13 protein-coding genes are annotated in these 14,685 nt (G+C 65.0%); 10 read left to right on the forward strand and 3 right to left on the reverse strand.

The features are described from left to right. Window positions 1-8: 8 nt before the first annotated feature. From HU772_RS14535 to HU772_RS14550, 4 genes are all read left to right on the forward strand, one after another. A complete protein-coding gene (locus HU772_RS14535) occupies window positions 9-857 on the forward strand; it encodes a 3-hydroxybutyryl-CoA dehydrogenase (protein ID WP_186654235.1) in 849 nt (282 codons plus the stop codon). Between the two features lie 12 nt (window positions 858-869). Continuing rightward, a complete protein-coding gene (locus HU772_RS14540) occupies window positions 870-1,457 on the forward strand; it encodes a TetR/AcrR family transcriptional regulator (RefSeq protein WP_186654232.1) in 588 nt (195 codons plus the stop codon). 95 nt (window positions 1,458-1,552) lie between these two features. Beyond that, entirely contained in the window at window positions 1,553-3,145 is a 1,593-nt protein-coding gene (locus tag HU772_RS14545) for a sensor domain-containing diguanylate cyclase (RefSeq protein WP_186654229.1), read from the forward strand. 25 nt (window positions 3,146-3,170) lie between these two features. After that, complete coding sequence (locus HU772_RS14550) at window positions 3,171-4,022, forward strand: hypothetical protein (RefSeq protein ID WP_186654227.1); 852 nt, start codon at window positions 3,171-3,173, stop codon at window positions 4,020-4,022. Here HU772_RS14550 and HU772_RS14555 read toward each other — a convergent pair. Continuing rightward, a complete protein-coding gene (locus tag HU772_RS14555; protein WP_186654224.1) occupies window positions 3,992-4,345 on the reverse strand; it encodes a VOC family protein in 354 nt (117 codons plus the stop codon). The two genes, HU772_RS14550 and HU772_RS14555, sit on opposite strands and share 31 nt — an antisense overlap. 136 nt (window positions 4,346-4,481) lie before the next feature. Here HU772_RS14555 and HU772_RS14560 point away from each other — a divergent pair, with 136 nt between their 5' ends. From HU772_RS14560 to HU772_RS14585, 6 genes are all read left to right on the forward strand, one after another. Further along, complete coding sequence (locus HU772_RS14560) at window positions 4,482-5,258, forward strand: ParA family protein (RefSeq protein WP_186654220.1); 777 nt, start codon at window positions 4,482-4,484, stop codon at window positions 5,256-5,258. 77 nt (window positions 5,259-5,335) lie between these two features. Next, entirely contained in the window at window positions 5,336-5,743 is a 408-nt protein-coding gene (locus HU772_RS14565) for a DUF2946 family protein (RefSeq protein WP_186654217.1), read from the forward strand. A 69-nt stretch (window positions 5,744-5,812) separates the two neighbouring features. Next, entirely contained in the window at window positions 5,813-7,966 is a 2,154-nt protein-coding gene (locus HU772_RS14570) for a TonB-dependent receptor (protein ID WP_186654215.1), read from the forward strand. 305 nt (window positions 7,967-8,271) lie between these two features. Next, the gene (locus HU772_RS14575) at window positions 8,272-9,048 is read left to right on the forward strand and encodes a DNA/RNA non-specific endonuclease (RefSeq protein ID WP_186654212.1); all 777 of its coding nucleotides are present in this window, start codon (window positions 8,272-8,274) and stop codon (window positions 9,046-9,048) included. 135 nt (window positions 9,049-9,183) lie between these two features. Next, window positions 9,184-9,639, forward strand: coding sequence for a hypothetical protein (locus tag HU772_RS14580; protein ID WP_186654210.1), 456 nt, complete (start codon window positions 9,184-9,186; stop codon window positions 9,637-9,639). A gap of 131 nt (window positions 9,640-9,770) precedes the next feature. Beyond that, entirely contained in the window at window positions 9,771-11,111 is a 1,341-nt protein-coding gene (locus HU772_RS14585; protein WP_186654207.1) for an MFS transporter, read from the forward strand. Window positions 11,112-11,255: 144 nt separating this feature from the next. On the opposite strand, the gene HU772_RS14590 is transcribed toward HU772_RS14585, so the two are convergent. After that, on the reverse strand, window positions 11,256-12,146 hold the full coding sequence (locus HU772_RS14590; protein WP_186654205.1) for a hypothetical protein: 891 nt from the start codon (window positions 12,144-12,146) through the stop codon (window positions 11,256-11,258). Between the two features lie 147 nt (window positions 12,147-12,293). Next, window positions 12,294-14,528, reverse strand: a complete 2,235-nt coding sequence (gene katG / locus HU772_RS14595) for a catalase/peroxidase HPI (protein ID WP_186654202.1) — start codon at window positions 14,526-14,528, stop codon at window positions 12,294-12,296. Between the last annotated feature and the right edge of the window lie 157 nt (window positions 14,529-14,685).

Genomic DNA, 14,685 nt, shown 5'->3' on the forward strand with positions numbered 1-14,685 from the left:
CCAGCAGGATGACTATCGAACAGATCGCCGTGATCGGCGCCGGCACCATGGGCAACGGCATCGCCCAGGTCTGCGCCCTGGCCGGTTACCAGGTTTTGCTGGTGGACGTGGCCGAGGCGGCCTTGGAGCGAGGCCTGGCCACCCTGGGCAAGAACCTCGAACGCCAGGTCAGCAAAGGCACCGTCGAGGCCGACAAGGCCGACGCGGCCAAGGCGCGCATCCGCACCAGCACCGATTACGCGCAGCTGGCCGGCGCGCAACTGGTGATCGAGGCGGCCACCGAGAACCTGGCCCTCAAGCAACGCATTCTCCAGCAGGTGGCGGCCAACGTCAGCGCCGACTGCCTGATCGCCACCAACACCTCGTCGCTGTCTGTGACCCAGCTGGCCGCCAGCATCGACAACCCGCAGCGCTTCATCGGCGTGCACTTCTTCAACCCGGTGCCAATGATGGCCCTGGTCGAGATCATCCGCGGCCTGCAGACCAGCGACAACACCTACGCCCAGGCTCTGCTGGTCACCGAAAAGCTCGGCAAGACGCCAATCACCGCCGGCAACCGCCCAGGCTTCGTGGTCAACCGCATCCTGGTGCCGATGATCAACGAAGCGATCTTCGTGCGCCAGGAAGGCCTGGCCAGTGCCGAGGACATCGACACCGGCATGCGCCTGGGCTGCAACCAGCCGATCGGGCCGCTGGCCCTGGCCGACCTGGTGGGCCTGGACACCCTGCTGGCGATCATGGAGGCCTTCCACGAGGGCTTCAACGACAGCAAGTACCGCCCCGCCCCGCTGCTCAAGGAGATGGTTGCCGCCGGCTATCTCGGACGCAAGAGCGGCCGCGGCTTCTTCACCTACTGAGGAGCGCAGGCCATGCCCCCGGTCAACGCGGCACTGCGCTGCGCCAACTTCGAGGAACGGCGTGACCGGGCCATGGCCCTGTTCGCCGAGAAAGGCTTCGGCCAGGTCAGCATGCGCGAGCTGGCGGCGCACGTAGGCCTGACCGCCGGCTCGCTGTACCACCACTTTCCCAGCAAGCAGGACCTGCTCTACGACCTGATCGAGGAGTTCTACGAGGAACTCCAGGCCACCCTGGACCAGGGCCGCCGCGCCCTGGCCCGGGGCACCCCTGTGCTGCCCTGCCTGATCGCCGCGCATTGGCAACTGCATGCCGAGCGGCCCCTGCAGTTTCGCCTGGCCGAACGCGACTTCTGCTGCCTGAGCGCCGCGCAACAGACGCGCCTGGGCGCCTTGCGCGAACGCTACCAGACCGGCCTGCTGCGCCTGGTCGCACCACAGTCGCGCCTAACCGGCGAGGCGCTGGCGGCCACAGGGCATGTGCTGGCGACCTTGCTCAACCAGTTGCCAGGCATGCTACGCGAGCGGGCACTGAGCGAGGCCGAAGGGCTGGCCCTGATGGAAAGCCTGGTCCAGGGCGGCATCGAGCGGACCTTGGGCTGATGCGCCTTGCTTGGCGAAAAAGCGCTGGTCGCCCATGGTTCCCGGTGCGGTAAACGAGTAAGGTTGATCCCCTTTCATCGCTCGTGAGACCTGGATTGCCACACGCCAAGCATGGACTGCGCCTGGACCTGCGCACGCTCATCCTCGTGCTCTGCGCCCTGACCGCCGTGGTGATGCTGCTGAGCAGCTATTTCGCCAGCTACCGGGTGCAGCGCCAGTTGCTGATCGACCACGCGCTGGAGGCCAACCGCGTGTATGCCGCCAAGCTCGCGGCCATCACCGAGACGTCCCTGGGCAACGCCCTGCAACAGCTTGCTTTCAGCGCCCAGGTACAAGGCCGCCAATTGACCGACGACGCGGCCTTGCAGGCCGAGACCGAACGCGTGCTGCGACAAAGCAGTGCCTTCAATTCCACGTTCATGATCGACGCCAAGGGCACCCTGCGGGCGATTTCACCCGCCTCGCTACGCCACCTCACCGGCACGCCCTCCACCTCCCCTGGCGCCTTGGAAGCCTTGCGCGAACGACGCACGCTGGTGTCCACGGCATACCTGTCGGCCGCCAACAATCTGGTGGTGGTGCTGTCGCAACCGATCTACAACGCCCAAGGTCGCTACCTGGGCTATGTCGGTGGCAGCCTGTACCTGCGCGAGCGCAATATCCTCAAGGGGCTGCTGGGCGAGCACTTCTACCAGGACGGCTCGTACCTCTATGTGATCGACCGCAACCACCGCCTGCTCTACCACCCCGATGGCGAACGTGTCGGCACGCTGGTCACGGGCAACACCTTGGTTGACCAACTGGCCACCCTCGGCAGCGGCACCCGCCGCGTGGTCAACAGCCAGGGCGTGGAAATGCTGGCCGGGTTCGCCAATGTGCCCAGCGCCGGCTGGAGCGTGGTGGCGCAACAGCCGCTGACGGCGACCGTCGCACCGATGCACCATCTGATTCTCAACGTGATCGGTATTTCCGCGCCATTGGCCCTGCTCGGCAGCCTGCTGCTGTGGTGGCTGGCGTTGGTCATCGTACGCCCGCTGTGGCAGCTGGCCGCGGCCGCGCGCAACCTGGACCGCGCCGGCACCGCCGAACGCCTGCACCGGGTGCGCGCCTGGTACTTCGAGGCCGCCGAGCTAAAGCGTGCGCTGCTGTTCGGCCTGAACCTGCTGCAGGAACGGATCGGCCGCCTCAACCACGACGCCCAGACCGACCCGCTGACCGGGCTGGTCAACCGTCGCGGCCTGGCCACCACCTTGGCGCACTGGCAGGCGCAGGCCCAGCCATTCGCCGCCATCGTGCTGGATGTGGACCACTTCAAGCGGGTCAACGATACCTACGGACACGATGTGGGCGACGCCGTGCTGCGGCGCCTGGCCGAACTGATGCGCGGCGCCTGCCGTGAAGGCGATGTGCTGTGCCGCACCGGCGGCGAGGAATTCCTGATGCTGTTGCCCGGCGCCAGCCTGGCAGCCGCCAGCAACGTGGCCGAACGCCTGCGCCTGTCAGTGGAGCAAACGCTTTTCGCACCCGTTGGGCAGTTGACCATATCCCTCGGGGTGGCCCATTGGCTCGCCACCGAACATGAAGCACCCTCTGCCGTACTCAAGCGCGCGGACGATGCCCTTTACATGGCAAAACAGAGCGGTCGCAATCAAGTTTTCAGTACCGGCGCCGAAGACAATTCAATGTAAATTCCGACCTGTCCGAGCGCCCCAGATGACCACGCCAGCAACGACCAACACACAAGCTTCACCGTCCCGACCGCTAACGAACACGATCTATGCCTTGGTTTTTGCCCTGTGGATCGCTCTAGTATTGATAGCCTGTATTTACCCCGACTCCATGATCGTGATCGCTATTGGCTATACCGGCCTATTGCCCTTTCTCCTCGGTGCCATCTGGCTCTCACGTCTGAATGATCGCTACGGGATTTCCAGCAGGGTATCCAGCTGGCTCGGCAGGATCCTGATCACTTGGGCACTGTTTGGCTACGCCATCTACGCACAGAAATGGGCAGCAGCGACCATCAATGAGATTTTCCACATCGACGCCAATCATCTGGGTATCACCTACCTGGTGGTCGCAGCACTGTTTGCGCCCTTCGAGCTGTTGTACCAGGACAACATCATGGCGTACGGGCTGCTGTTGATCATTGCCGTGGGCAATTTCCAGGCGCTATGGCTGATCCTTCGACTGCTCGGCGACACTGCCCACGACAAAATACCGACCGTCAGGATCGTCATCATCAGCATTCTCACACTCATGCTGGGTGCGTTCTTTTTTACCATCGGCAGCAACATTGCCCGCGACAAGGCCATGTTGATCAAAACCTTTGCAGTATGGGCAGACTTCAACACCAGCCATCCCTGCAGCGATGACTGGGCTCCGACGGTCGACAGCCTAGTATTTCTGGAGGGGGGCAAGGTGCTCACCTACCAGAAAAGCGCTAAAGATGAACAGTTCAAATTTCAATCATGCGACTACAAGAAAGCCTTCCATCAGCCATCCAGTCCACTAACTGAACCCCCTGGCCATCCTCACCCAGCCGACCACACCGCCAGCTCATAGCCATCCGGGTCGATGAAGTGAAAGCGTCGCCCACCCGGAAAGGCGAACACCGCCCGGCTGATCCGCCCCTGCGCCGCCTCGACGCGGCGCTGCGCCTCGGCCAGGTCTTCGGCATAGAGAATCACCAACGGCCCACCTGGGCGTACCGGCTCCCCGGTGGTGAAGCCACCGGTCAAGCGGCCATCGCTGAACTCGGTGTAGCTCGGCCCGAAGTCGGTGAAGCGCCAGCCGAACACCTGGCCGTAGAACGCCTTGCTGCGGGCGATATCGGCCACGTTGAACTCGATGTTGTCGATCTGCCGGTCGTTGCCGCGCATGCCCATGGTTGCCTCCTGGCATTGGTCTGTGGATGGTCATCCTAACCCTTGGGGCCGATGTAACAAGCCTTGTCTTAAAACTGTCACGTTACGGTCATAGGATTGACCTCGCTCTGACATTTTCCACTCAAGGATGACTGCCATGCGTCGTGTCGTGTTCAACCAAAAAGGCGGGGTCGGCAAGTCCAGCATTGCCTGCAACCTGGCCGCCGCCAGTGCAGCCGAAGGCTACCGCACCCTGCTGGTGGACCTCGACCCGCAGGCCAACGCGACCTACTACCTGACCGGCCTCAGCGGCGGCTCGATCCCGACCGGCATCGCTGATTTCTTCCGCCAGACCCTGGCGCCCAACCCGGCGGCCGGCAAGCAACACCGGGTGGCCATCACCCCAACCCGCTACGCCAACCTGCACCTGGTCACCGCCAGCCCCGACCTGGCCGAGCTGCAGGGCAAACTGCAAAGCAAGTTCAAGATCAACAAGCTGCGCAAGTTGCTGGTGGCCCTGTCGGCCGACTACGAGCGCATCTACATCGATACACCGCCAGCGCTCGACTTCTACACGTTCAGCGCCCTGGTCGCCGCCGAACGGCTGCTGATCCCCTTCGATTGCGACAGCTTTTCGCGCCAGGCGCTGCACACGGTGATGGCCGAGGTCGAGGCACTGCGCCAGGACCACAATGCCGCGCTCACGGTCGAGGGCGTGGTGGTCAATCAGTTCGCCGGACGCACGGCGCTGCACCAGACCTTGGTCGAGCAACTGCGTAGCGAGGGCCTGCCCGTGCTGCCGGTGTACCTGAACAGTTCGATCAAGATGCGTGAGTCCCATGAGGCGGCCGTGCCGTTGGTGCACCTGGCGCCGCGGCATCGCCTGGCCCAGGCCTTCGTCGAACTGCTGGATGTGCTGGAGCGGGCGGCCTGAGGCCGGAGCGCAGCTGCGACAATCCACCACACCCCGCCAGTTCCCGGCCCATCCATCCGGATGGTAGATTCGCCGCCATGAAAATCACCCGCCGGACACGTTCGCTGACCGCCTGGGCGCTGTATGCCAGCGTCCTGTTCAGCCTATTGCTGTGCGGCCTGCACCACGGCCAGATGGGTGGCTTGCGCCTGTCCGGCCTGGAGGGCGGCTACTGCTCGCTGGACAGCCCCCACGGCGCGGCCATCGACCTCGAAGGCGCCGGCGGCGACGCGCACATGGCCCAGCTCGACTGCCCGGTGTGCTCCTCCTTCGCCATGGCCGTGCCGCTGAGCAGCAACGGCTGGTCCTTCACCACGGCCCAGGGCCAGGCACCGTCCCCCATCGTCGTGCGCAGCTGGGCGCAGCCCCCGCCGCGCTACCTGCGGCACACCATCAATCCCCGCGCCTCCCCTCGCCAGTTCCCCGCAGCAGCCCTCTTCGCCTGATCCTCGTCGGTGCGCCCGCGCACCCTGGGGGTCGGCCTTGCCAAGACCTTTGCGTGGAAGCCACACAACATGATCCGCAACACTTCCCTGGTGCTCCTGATGGGCGCCACCTGCACCTGTGCCTGGGCGGCGGACGCCCCGCTGGAACTCAGCGCCACCACCATCGACGGCGAGCGCGAAGCGCCCACCGGCGTGCAACTGGACGAACCGATCCGCACCGGTTCGCGCCTGGGCCTCACGGCCCGGGAAACCCCAGCCTCGGTCAGCGTCTCCGATCGCCGGGTGATCGAGGCGCGCGACGCCAAGGACACCCAGGACGTGATCAACGCCATGACTGGCGTCAACGCCTCGGCCAACCCCGGCTACGGCGGTTTCGTCACCTACCGTGGCTTCACCCAGAACCAGGTCACCCAGCTGTTCAACGGCATCAACCTGGGCTACAGCAGCGCCACCCGCCCGGTCGATGCCTGGGTCATCGACCGTGTCGAACTGCTCGGCGGCCCGTCGTCGTTCCTGCATGGCGCCGGGGCCGTCGGTGGCTCGATCAACTACATCAGCAAGCTCGCCAGTCGCGACCAGCAGACCATCGATGGGCGCATCCGCTACGGCAGCTACGATGACGCCGAGTTCGCCTTCGGCATCAACCAGGCCTTGGCCGACAACCCCGCCGACGCGCGCCACTTCGCCCGCCTGGACTTCAGCCGCAGCCAGGGCAACGGCTACATCGATCGCAACCAGCGCAAGACCGACACCCTGGCGTTTTCGCTGCTCAGCGACCTCACCCCCGACCTCACCCACACCCTGGCCATCGAGTACCAGGAGGACAAGGAAGACAGCCCCTACTGGGGTTCGCCCATCCTGCCTGGGCGCAGCACCATGAAGATCGACAAGCATCGCCGCTTCGAGAACTACAACGTCGCCGACGGCCGCTACGAGCAGCGCGTGCGCTGGATACGCTCCCTGCTCGACTACCAGCTGAGCGACAGCACCAGCCTGCACAACACCCTGTACCACTACCAGGCTCAGCGCGATTACCGCAACGTCGAGCGCTATCGCTACAACGGCGACGGCAACGTGGCGCGCTCCAGCCCCTACCTGCAGAGCCACCAGCAGAGCGTGCTGGGCGATCGCATCGAACTGCGCCACGACAACCACCTGTTCGGCCTGCCCAGCCAGTGGGCGCTAGGTCTGGACTGGTCGCACATGCGCCAGTCGGTGTACCCCACCTCCAGCAGCTGGACCGACACGGTGGACCCGGACCATTTCGACCCCGGCAGCTTCGACGCCATCCCCGGGGTCAACCAGGGCCTGACCAAGCAGCGCCGGCATGTCACCAGCAACCGTGCGCTGTTCGCCGAGAACCGCCTCGAGCTCACCGACCGCCTGGCCCTGCTCACCGCCCTGCGCTACGACTACCTGGACATGGAAGTGACCAACTACGGCAAGGTCTCGCCTACCGCGCCGGCGTTCTTCGAGCGCCGCTGGGAGCCGCTGTCGGGACGCATTGGTTTGACCTATGCTCTCACCCCTGCCGCCAGCCTGTACCTGCAATACAGTACTGCCGCCGACCTGCCCGCAGGTTCGCTGGCCGCCGCCACCTATTCCAACGTTGGCCTGTTCGACCTGTCCAAGGGTGAGCAATGGGAGGCCGGCAGCAAGTTCGACTTTCTCGACGGACGCGGCGCGGCGACGGTGGCGGTGTACCAAATCGTGCGCAAGGACTTCGCCGTGACCGACAGCAACAACCCCAACCAGTCAGTGCAGGCTGGCCAGCAGACCTCTCGCGGCATCGAGCTGTCGGGGCGCCTGCAGGTGACGCCGAAGCTGCTGGCCGAGGCCAACTACGCCTATGTCCACGCCCGTTACGACGACTTCAACGAGGCGGTCGGCGGGGTCTCGGTGTCGCGCAAGGGCAATGCGCCGGTCAACGTGCCGGCCAACGTCGGCAACCTGTGGCTGACCTACAGCTTCACCCCGGACTGGTCGGCGGGGGTCGATGCCCGCTACGTCGACTCGGTGTACGCGGACAACGCCAACAGCCTCAAGGCCCCGGCCTACACCCTGTTCGGCGCCTTCGCCCGCTACCGCCTGGATGAACACACCACACTGACCGGCCGGGTACGCAACCTGACCGACGAGGTGTACGCCAAGCAGGCCTACAACACCCAGTACTACATGGGCGCACCGAGGACCTTCGAACTGGCGATGGATGTGCGGTTCTAGCCCTCCCGGTCCGCAAACACCGCGTCGCCTGCTTCGCGGGTAAACCCGCTCCCACAGGTGTGGTGTATGCCCTGAGGTCGGCACGGTCCCTTCCCAGTGGGAGCGGCTTCAGCCACGAATACCGGCGCAGCCGGTGCCAGGCACCGCGTCGCCTGCTTCGCGGCGGTGCGGCGGTCCGACAAGCCCGCTCCCACAGTTTGGACAGTCAGTGCGGTCGCCATGGACGGCTCGCCTGGTGAGCGAAGCACTACAGAACGCCCTTTCCATGCTGTAGGATTCGCCGCTTTTCTCATGGATGACGCGGCATGCGTTTGCTGTTCCTGCTGTTCCTGCTCACCCTCACGTCCTGCGCACCACGCCTGCCATCGCCGGTGGTATCGCCACCCAGCGCAACCCCGCTGACCCTCCTCGACCACGGACGCTTCCAGCTCTGGTACGACTGCCAACGCGGCGAGCCGCATCGCTTCATGTTCACCTTGGATCGGGATGAAGGCCAACTGGAACGCCTCGACAATTTCCGCATCGACCGCAGCCTGCCCGAGGGCTGCAAGGGCCAACTCTCGGCCAAGGCCTACTCACTGCCCAAGGGTTATCACCGTGGGCACCTGGCAGCAAACAACCACTTCGACGACGACCGCGCGGCCATGGACGCCTCCAACCTGATGAGCAACATCGTCCCGCAACTGGCCACGCACAACAGTCGCACCTGGTACCAGACCGAGCTGCTGACCGAGTGCTACCGCGACCTGCACCCGGTGACGGTGATCGGCGGCGTAGTGTTTGGGCATGCGGGCCAGGCGCTGGTCAACGATCACTTCGTCGAGTCCCACGGCATCGCGACGCCCGAGGTGTTCTGGAAGGTGCTGCTGACCGAAGATGACCAGGGCCAGCCCCAAGCCATTGCCTGGTGGATTCCCCATGCGACCGGGCTGGGCAGCAACCTGGACCCGTACCTGCGCAGCGTGCGTGAGATCGAAGCACTGCTCGGCCCCGACGAGGCGCCAATCGCGGTACCCGAGGCGGTCAAGGATCAGCGGCCAGTGCATACCTGGTCGGTCACGGTCGGTTGTGATCGGCAATGACGATCGACCGGCAGGCCCCAACACTTGCACCCAGCCTGCGAGGGACTAAAAATCTGCCATCGCGCTACGTCCAGTAGCGACGTACCCCAACACCTGGCACATGAACGTGCCGGCCTTTTCTCCAAGGACGTTTCAGTGCCGAACCTCCATCGCCCCACCCTCGCGTTACTCGCCCTGCTGACCCTCATGGGCTGCAGCCAGAAAACCACGGCAACCCCAGCCGTCGATGCCCCGACCATGGCCGCCTTCATTGCCGGCATGCAGAACGCATTGAGCAGCCGGCTGAACGCCGCCAACCAGGGCACCCTGGTCGGCGCGGTCACCCTCAGGCTCAGCCTGGACCGCAACAGCCGCCCCATCGCCTGCAAAGCTGTGCCAAGCTCGCCGCAGATCGCCCGCCTGCTTCCCGCAGACGCCATCGTCTCGGACTTTGCCGCACTGGCACGCCTGGCCGAACGGGAATGCTGGCTCACTACCTACCCGCCCGTTCCAGAAGGCCTGTTCGAGCACGACCAGGTCGAGGTGGCAGCACCCTTGGTGTTGATGCCGCGCCCAACATGGACAACATCGTCGCGACCTGATCGGCCATAACGGATATCCCGGAGTCGCCCCTGGCACAGCACCCTCTGCCACGGGCCGGTCTACTGCCCTGACAACAATGACGGCGCGCCCCGAGCGCGCCGCACTTGTCCAGGCTGCCCAGACCACCGGAGAGCACGTTCATGTCCACCCCCCATGAGGTCCCACCTGCCACCCTGCGCCGGGTGATCGCCGCCTCGGCCATCGGCAACTTCGTCGAATGGTTCGACTTTGCCGTCTACGGTTTCCTCGCCACGCTGATCGCCAGCCAGTTCTTTACCGGTGAAAGCGCCAGCGTCGCCCTGCTCAAGACCTTCGCCGTGTTCGCCGTGGCCTTCGCCCTGCGCCCGCTGGGCGGCATCGTGTTCGGCGCCCTGGGCGATCGCCTGGGGCGCAAGCGCATCCTGTCGCTGACCATCCTGCTGATGGCCGGCTCCACCACCCTGATCGGCCTGCTGCCGACCTACGCCAGCATCGGTGTGCTGGCACCGCTGCTACTGACCCTGGCGCGCTGCCTGCAAGGGTTTTCCGCTGGTGGTGAATACGCCGGGGCCTGTGCCTACCTGATGGAGCATGCGCCCCAGCACAAACGCGCGTTCTATGGCAGCTTCGTGCCGGTCTCGACCTTTTCCGCCTTCGCCTGCGCGGCAGTGATCGCCTACGGCCTGGAGGCAAGCCTGACGCCCGAGGCGATGAATACCTGGGGCTGGCGCATTCCGTTCCTGATTGCCGCGCCCCTGGGACTGGTCGGCTTGTATCTGCGCTGGCGTATGGAAGAAACCCCGGCCTTCCGCCAGGCCATGGCCGAAGGCAAGGCCCATGCGCATTCACCGCTGGGCGACACCCTGCGCCACCATGGTCGCACCATCCGCAACCTGGGCGCGTTCATCTCGCTCACCGCCCTGTCGTTCTACATGTTCACCACCTACTTCGCCACCTACCTGCAGACCGTCGGCCAGCTCAGCCGGGCCCAGGCCTTGCTGGTGTCCACCGTGGCGCTGCTGTTCGCCGCCGCTGGCTGCCCGCTGGCCGGGGCGTTCTCCGACCGGGTCGGGCGTCGGCGGACCATTGGCTTTACCTGCCTGTGGGTGATGCTCGCGGTGTTTCCAGCCTACTGGTTGGCCAGCTCGGGCTCGTTGGCCGGGGCCTTGCTGGGGGTGATCCTGCTGGCCATCGGCGCGCTCATGAGCGGCGTGGTCACCACAGCGCTGCTGTCGGAGTGTTTCCCGACCCGCAGTCGTTACACCGCCTCGGCGATCACCTACAACGTGGCCTACACCTTGTTCGGTGGTACCGCGCCGCTGGTGGCGACTTGGTTGATCGAGCAGAGCGGCAGTCGCCTGGCGCCGGCGTTCTATCTGGTGGTGATTGCCCTGCTGGCGTTGATCGGTGGGTTGGCGTTGCCAGAGACGTCGCGGCTGTCGCTGCACGATGAGCCCGGCGATACCGCGGAGCGCGAGGCAACCTCGAGCACCGCTCGCTAAAGAACAGGCGGTGCTGCGCGCCTGCCCCGAAGCGCAGGTGCCAACCTCACCGACGAGCCAGGTAGCAGGGTGGCCGGCATCGCGAAGCCGGCGTTCGCCGGGCGATTCCCACGGCAATCGGATGTACTAGGGGTATTGCGGTAGTCAGCTCAACCCTTGGCGGCGCCAGCGATCGAAATGACTCCCCGGGTAGTTCAGGTAAGAAGACTTGAGCTCGATATCCATCTCGCGCGCCGCCTGCAGGATCGACTCACGCTGCGACAGCCCCGAGTTACGAATGGCAATCGCCCGCAGTTTGAACGCCTGGGAATCGGTACCAGGCGCAAGCTCGGTAACCGGCAGCATTGCACTCTGCCCATCACTCGCGTGCCCTGGCGGCTCCAAACCTTGGTCGGCCAAGCGCTTGCCCAAAACCCACAAACCAGCGTCCAACGCCTTGAGCTGGTCGAGGCGCGCCGACATGGGCGCCAGCTGCGCCTCGGCCAGCACTTGCAACCACCATTGCTGGTAGCCCTCGTAGGTATCCAGCGTCAAGTTCTCCTGCCCCATGCCCACCGGCCTGGCCGTGAGGAAGCGATACGCCGCCACTACCCAGCGATCAATGATCGGAAACACTCGCGGATTCAAGCAATGCAACAGGAACACCGGCATGACCACGCTCGACCACAAACCGAAACGCTGCTCCATGTCGCGGATGATGCCAGGATGGAACGCCTGCAGACGTCGGACCTCGCAGGCCCACTCGTAGAACGCCGGCGAAGCCAGGATTGCTTCGTGCCGCTCACCATGGGTATTGGGTTTGACACGCTCTACCCGGTAACGCACGGCAAACGGCTCGGCCTGAAAAGGCCCGGCAGCATCGCGGAAGATCTTGCCATCCTTCCAGGCCAAGGCATGCGCCAACAGTTGCGCCAGCGCCTCTGGAGAGGCGGCGTTGCCAATCTGGGTCATCAGGAACAGGTAGACATCGGCGGGGTACTTGCGCTCGTCAAATTGCGCGGCAGCCGTTGCCAGCAAGTCAGTGAGGAGGGTCATTACAGGCTCCTTGGCTTGAAAAGTAGGCGCATCCTGCGCTTTATTCACTAATAAATCAACAAGTGAATAAAATACCTTTCCGAGCCACCGCCCTCCAAGCGCGCCGCAGCCGGCATGACATGCCTGGGGCATGCCATGCCGGTTACGTCACTGCAGATCGAAGCGGTCCAGCTCCATGACTTTCACCCAGGCCGCGACAAAGTCCCTGGCAAACTTCTGCCCGCTGTCGCTACTGCCATACACCTCGCTGATCGCCCGCAACTGGGCGTGGGAGCCGAACACCAGGTCGACCCGGCTGGCCGTCCACTTCACCTGTCCGGTCTTGCGGTCACGCCCTTCAAAGGCCTCGTTGTCCGCCGTGGTCGGCTTCCACTCCACGCCCATGTCCAGCAGGTTGCGGAAGAAGTCGTTGCTGAGCACGCCGACCTTGTCGGTGAACACGCCCTGCTTGCCGCCGCCATGGTTGGCGCCCAGCACGCGCAGGCCTCCGATCAGCACGGTCAGCTCCGGCGCGGTCAGGGTCAGCAGTTGTGCCTTGTCCAGCAGCAGCTTCTCGGCCTTGACGCTGTAACGCGCCTTGGTGAAATTGCGGAAGCCGTCAGCCAGGGGTTCAAGGACGGCGAACGACTCGACATCGGTCTGCGCCTGCGAAGCATCGACCCGGCCTGGATGGAACGGCACGCTGATGCTGTGCCCTGCGTCCTTGGCCGCTTTTTCCACCGCGGCGCTGCCGGCCAGTACGATCAGGTCGGCCATGGAGATCTTGTTGCCGCCTTCGCTGCGGATTTTTTCCAGGGCCGCGAGCACCTTGTCCACGCCCTGGTTCGCCGCCCAGTCTTTCTGCGGCGCCAGGCGCAGGCGTGCGCCATTGGCCCCGCCGCGCTTGTCCGAGCCGCGGAAGGTCGAAGCCGAGGCCCAGGCAGTGGCAACCAGCTCGGCCACGCTCAGGCCCGAGGCCAGGACCTTGGCTTTCAACGCGGCGATGTCAGCCTCGCTGGGCTGCGCGCCGGCCTTGGGCAGTGGGTCTTGCCAGAGCAATTCCTCGTTGGGCATTTCCGGGCCGAGGTAACGCGCCAGCGGGCCCATGTCGCGGTGGATCAGTTTGTACCAGGCGCGAGCGAAGGCATCGGCCAACTGCTCGGGGTTGTCCTTGAAGCGGCGGGCGATGGGTTCGTAGATCGGGTCGAAGCGCAGCGCCAGGTCGGAGGTGAGCATCGAGGGCGCATGCCGTTTGGACCCATCGTGGGCATCAGGCACAGTACCTGCGCCCTTGCCATCCTTGGGTCGCCACTGATGGGCACCCGCCGGGCTCTTGGTCAGTTCCCATTCGAAGTTGAACAGGTTGTTCAGGTACTCGTTGCTCCAGCGCGTGGGCGTCGAGGTCCAGATGACTTCCAGACCGCTGGTGATGGTGTCACCGCCTTTGCCGGTGCCGAACTTGTTGGCCCAGCCCAGCCCTTGCTGCTCCAACCCCGCGGCTTCCGGCTCGGCACCGACGTTGTCGGCGGGGCCTGCGCCATGGGTCTTGCCGAAGGCATGGCCGCCGGCGATCAGCGCCACGGTTTCTTCATCGTTCATCGCCATGCGGCCAAAGGTGTCGCGGATGTCCTTGCCCGATGCGACCGGGTCCGGCGTGCCGTCCGGCCCCTCTGGGTTGACGTAGATCAGCCCCATCTGCACCGCGGCCAGGGGATTCTCCAGGTTGCGCTCGCCCGCCAGGTTGCGGCTCTGCTCCTCGGGGCGCTTGGCAGGCTCGGCCACCAGGTCGCCCTTGCCCGCCGGCTCGGCCTTGCCGTAGCGGGTATCGCCGCCCAGCCAAACCTTCTCCGAGCCCCAGTAGACATCCTCGTCCGGCTCCCACACATCGGCGCGCCCGCCGGAGAAACCGAAGGTCTTGAAGCCCATCGACTCCAGGGCCACGTTGCCGGTGAGCACGATCAGGTCGGCCCAGGAAATCCTGTTGCCGTACTTCTGCTTGATCGGCCACAGCAGGCGCCGGGCCTTGTCCAGGCTGACGTTGTCGGGCCAGCTGTTGAGCGGGGCGAAACGTTGCTGGCCGGAGCCGGCGCCGCCGCGCCCATCACCGATGCGATAGGTACCGGCGCTGTGCCAGGCCATGCGGATGAACAGTGGGCCGTAGTGACCGAAGTCGGCGGGCCACCAGTCCTGGGAATCGGTCATCAAGGCGGTCAGGTCTTTTTTCAGGGCCTGGAAGTCGAGGCTCTTGAACGCCTTGGCGTAGTCGAAGTCCGGGTCCATGGGGTCGGACTTGGACGAATGCTGGTGGAGGATCTTCAGGTTGAGCTGGTCAGGCCACCAGTCACGGTTGCTGGTGCCGCCACCGGCGGTTTGGTGGAACGGGCATTTCGATTCGTTCGCCATCTGTGTCTACCTTTAGGTCGGGTCTGTCCAGATTTCCGGGCGTTGTTGTCGTTGCGCTGCCAGGGATTCGATCGGTCGCGCCCAGGGCGCGGCCTGCTCCTCATCAGGTGTGGTCGGTGCCGTCCAGGCGCGTGGGCGCAGCGGCTTTTAGTGGGAC

The sequence above is a fragment of the Pseudomonas xantholysinigenes genome (assembly GCF_014268885.2).
Lineage (GTDB): Bacteria > Pseudomonadota > Gammaproteobacteria > Pseudomonadales > Pseudomonadaceae > Aquipseudomonas > Aquipseudomonas xantholysinigenes.

Excerpts from the sequence above, each read along its gene's own strand:
- HU772_RS14540 (WP_186654232.1), top strand. The coding sequence starts at position 870 with ATGCCCCCGGTCAACGCGGCACTGCGCTGCGCCAACTTCGAGGAACGG.
- HU772_RS14560 (WP_186654220.1), top strand. The coding sequence starts at position 4,482 with ATGCGTCGTGTCGTGTTCAACCAAAAAGGCGGGGTCGGCAAGTCCAGC.
- HU772_RS14565 (WP_186654217.1), top strand. The coding sequence starts at position 5,336 with ATGAAAATCACCCGCCGGACACGTTCGCTGACCGCCTGGGCGCTGTAT.
- HU772_RS14575 (WP_186654212.1), top strand. The coding sequence starts at position 8,272 with ATGCGTTTGCTGTTCCTGCTGTTCCTGCTCACCCTCACGTCCTGCGCA.
- HU772_RS14590 (WP_186654205.1), bottom strand. The coding sequence starts at position 12,146 with ATGACCCTCCTCACTGACTTGCTGGCAACGGCTGCCGCGCAATTTGAC.
- HU772_RS14570 (WP_186654215.1), top strand. The coding sequence starts at position 5,813 with ATGATCCGCAACACTTCCCTGGTGCTCCTGATGGGCGCCACCTGCACC.
- HU772_RS14555 (WP_186654224.1), bottom strand. The coding sequence starts at position 4,345 with ATGGGCATGCGCGGCAACGACCGGCAGATCGACAACATCGAGTTCAAC.
- katG (WP_186654202.1), bottom strand. The coding sequence starts at position 14,528 with ATGGCGAACGAATCGAAATGCCCGTTCCACCAAACCGCCGGTGGCGGC.
- HU772_RS14550 (WP_186654227.1), top strand. The coding sequence starts at position 3,171 with ATGACCACGCCAGCAACGACCAACACACAAGCTTCACCGTCCCGACCG.
- HU772_RS14535 (WP_186654235.1), top strand. The coding sequence starts at position 9 with ATGACTATCGAACAGATCGCCGTGATCGGCGCCGGCACCATGGGCAAC.
- HU772_RS14585 (WP_186654207.1), top strand. The coding sequence starts at position 9,771 with ATGTCCACCCCCCATGAGGTCCCACCTGCCACCCTGCGCCGGGTGATC.